Below are 3,362 nucleotides of genomic sequence, written 5' to 3'. Positions count from 1 at the left end.
GTGCCTTGCCAGCCCTTTCAACTTTGAGTTGCCTTACCCAGCTTTCTAGCGTGGTTTTTCCAATACCCTGGGTTAAAAGTGCGTCTATCACGCTTAGTCATAATGTCACCTGTTTTAGTCTTGAGATGATCATACATCACCTCTTAATCAGGTGGCCAAATTCACTATGCCACTACAGTCATCTCTTATGGACTCACCGATTGGTGGACCTTATCGCCCTCTTTTACCATCCACGAAGAGAGAGAGAACTACGCTTTAAAACAAAGCTTTGCTATCGGTGACTATTTCCTATCACTCGATGGTAGTTATAACGATTACCATAGCTATGAGTCTTATGAGCTCTCTAATCAGCTCTACAGTGAAGAGTTGTTCTATGGCGCGCTCACTAGTACATCGTTAACTTACGGGGTTAACCGCACGAGTGATGATACTCCGCTTACCCAGACGGTTTCATTGTCGTCAGGGGTGGAAACACCCATTGAAAATGGTTACCTCTCTTTTGCTTTACAACATCAATTCAATAACGAAGAAACATTAAGCCAAACTGCATCCCTCAACACCAGTTACCGTTTCAATAGCAATCTATCGACGAGCTTGAACCTAAGATGGCAAAGGTACAATGACACCATAGATCGAAGCTTCTATGCCAATGTCTCTATACCATTCAGTATCTTTGGACAAAGTGTCTCTGCAAGAACCTCATACAACAGTACCAACGATGAATACCAGAGCTCACTATCGGCATCGAAATATGATCCAAGCTATTATTGGCGAACATCCGCTCAGTTCATAGACGAAAATTACGATGGCTTTGATGCATACGGCAAATGGTACTCAGATAAGGTTAATTTCAATGCTCGTTACTCATCAACCAATGAGTCAAACGATAACACTGCTAGAACGCTCACTGTAGGTGCAGATACCGGACTCGCTTGGTCGGGCAACCATTTAGCGTGGACATCGCCTTTGGGGAGCAGTTTCAACCTTGTCTCGATCCCTCAAGCGTATAAAAAGAAGTACACCTTGAGCTACGATGAGTATAAGCGTTTACAGATATTACCGATCGAGAACGGGGGCAGTTCAACCGTAGCTGTGGCCGTGCCTAATGAAAATTTCAAACTGATTAGCGTAAAAGACGAAAGCCTCGATTTTAACGAAGAGTTAAAGCGGAAGGAATATGTTGTAAAAGGAGGGCTATATACAGGCTCGCACTACGAGCTAGATATCGTAACGGGTTATTTTGTAAGTGGTTTCTTACATAATTTAAACAAGGAGCCCTTAGCTGATGTCGTCGGAGAATTTCAAAACAAAGTAACTAATGAAAGCTACCCATTTTTCACCGATGAAGAAGGAAGTTTTGAGTTGGATACCCTACCAGAAGGGCACTATTTTGTTTATTTCTACGATGGCGTGGCTAAAGGTTTTGAGCTAGATATATCAAAATCACAAGTTGTTGATGATGTATTTATTGACCTAGGCATGCTTACAACTAGCAAATTCAAGGATTGATTCTATGGATTCCCCTATCCCTTATCCCTTATCCCTTATCCCTTACTCGGTTTAAGGCTTAAGAATTAATACTTATTAGGCATTATACCCCATATGGGTCTAGAACAAGATGCATAATGAAAACATAATAAATTTTTTCCCATAATTCAAAGGAATGAGAAATTATGACTGTTAATCAATTTGCCACCATTTTATCCAGAGATCTAAATTATAGTCAAAATTTAATTAACCAACTAAGAGATATAGATATCTTCAGCTTAGAGAAATTTGGCGTAGTAACCGATATGGAGGGAATACTCTTCATTAAAAGCGATATTTTAATATTAGATTTCAATGTGCTGTTTACTATGTCGAATGAAGAGCAGAAGATCATTAATCTATTGAAACAAAAGATTATCGTCGTCAATGTCCCAAGCGGTTTGATCTGCGAAGAGCTTATGCGAAGACGACAACTGAGAGCAGTAGTGAACAATGGCACATCGATTAGCCAATTAAGTGGCGTGATATTAAGAGTCGGAAATGGAGGGATGTGGTTTCCCATAGAATGGATGGAGAAGATTATCGAAAAATATCGTGCTCTCTCTCTGTCATACGACAACACTATCCAATACTTGACTCACAGAGAAAAACAAATTTTAAAAAAGCTGGCAGAAGGTTACTCCAATCAGTCTATCGCGGATAAACTTTTCATAACCGAAAGTACCGTAAAGACACATGTACATAAAATTTATCAAAAGCTTGGGGTCCACAACCGAAATGAAGCAGTGTTGTTTATCAAGCAAAATTAACTACTGATTTTTTATCACTAAGCAGTAATGATAAGTAGTTTGCAACGAATTAAGGTTAGGTAGTATGAAGTATGAATCAAGCAAAGGTATATTAATTTCTCGGGAGAGTATTCAAACTGAGTTTCTCATGTCTGGCTTACTTTCTGAGTTGAATTTAAAATTGTCGCTAGTCGACTGTAACTACTTATCAAAGCCAATAAATTTCAAAAAGTTTGACTTAGTTGTCATAGATTATGAAATGCTGGAACAGTTAAATGAACAACATCACTTCCACATTTCATGTAATGTTTCGAAAGTTCCTATCATCATAATCAACTGTGAAGATAGTATTAATCTTGAAGAAGTCGCCCTTTGGACGAGTGTTATGGGGATTTTTTATATTAAAGATTATATTGAAACCCTATACAGAGGTTTTAGCTTCGTTATAGATGGAAATATATGGCTAAGCCGAGGTGTTTCTCAAAAGCTATTGAATATATATCGGTCAAAAATCAAGATAGAGGACACAACTCAAGACTGCTTACTGACTAAAAGGGAGTGGCAAATACTCAAACTTGTAGGTAATGGCTTGACGAACTCAGAGATATCGAATCAAATTCACGTTGCTGAAGGCACTGTCAAAACACACGTTTACAACATCTATAAAAAAGTCCGGGTCAAGAATAGGGTTGAAGCGATTTTATGGCTAAAGTCAGTTGAAGGTAACTTAGAGACTGAGCTAAAGCATAAAGCTATTTTGGAACGATTTAATGATGGATAGAGATGTATAATTAGCTTTTAATATCACAACCATTATACAGATAACCCTATTATTCCATAGATGATTTTTGTTTATGAGCGAAGCTAACTTCGTTCATTTACGGTTCATTATTACTCTCTCACCATGCTCTATGTTGACGAAATCAACTTTACTAACACATTCTCTTTTCCATAACTAATATTGTTCTGACTCTGATAATAGATTTAACTAGAGTGATATGTTGCTATATCTTAACAAAATAATATTTAAGAACTAACTTATATCTGATATTAGGGATATAGTATTGATTAACAATTATTTATAGT

At 37.6% G+C, this 3,362-nt stretch carries 3 protein-coding genes; all 3 read left to right on the top strand.

All coding sequences use genetic code 11. The features are described from left to right. Positions 1-465: 465 nt before the first annotated feature. The 3 genes from BCT34_RS04105 (at position 466) to BCT34_RS04095 (ending at position 3,057) form a co-directional block, all read left to right on the top strand. Positions 466-1,509 carry a carboxypeptidase-like regulatory domain-containing protein gene (locus tag BCT34_RS04105; RefSeq protein ID WP_083702789.1) on the top strand — a complete coding sequence of 348 codons (1,044 nt, stop codon included), beginning with the start codon at positions 466-468 and terminating at the stop codon, positions 1,507-1,509. A gap of 164 nt (positions 1,510-1,673) precedes the next feature. Further along, a complete protein-coding gene (locus BCT34_RS04100) occupies positions 1,674-2,297 on the top strand; it encodes a response regulator transcription factor (protein ID WP_076652663.1) in 624 nt (207 codons plus the stop codon). Between the two features lie 64 nt (positions 2,298-2,361). Next, a complete protein-coding gene (locus BCT34_RS04095) occupies positions 2,362-3,057 on the top strand; it encodes a response regulator transcription factor (RefSeq protein WP_076652660.1) in 696 nt (231 codons plus the stop codon). Positions 3,058-3,362 lie beyond the last annotated feature (305 nt).

This window comes from Vibrio sp. 10N.261.45.E2 (genome assembly GCF_002875705.1).
GTDB lineage: Bacteria > Pseudomonadota > Gammaproteobacteria > Enterobacterales > Vibrionaceae > Vibrio.
The sequence above is the reverse complement of the archived record's forward strand: the minus strand, read 5'-3'. Positions and strand labels throughout refer to the sequence as shown.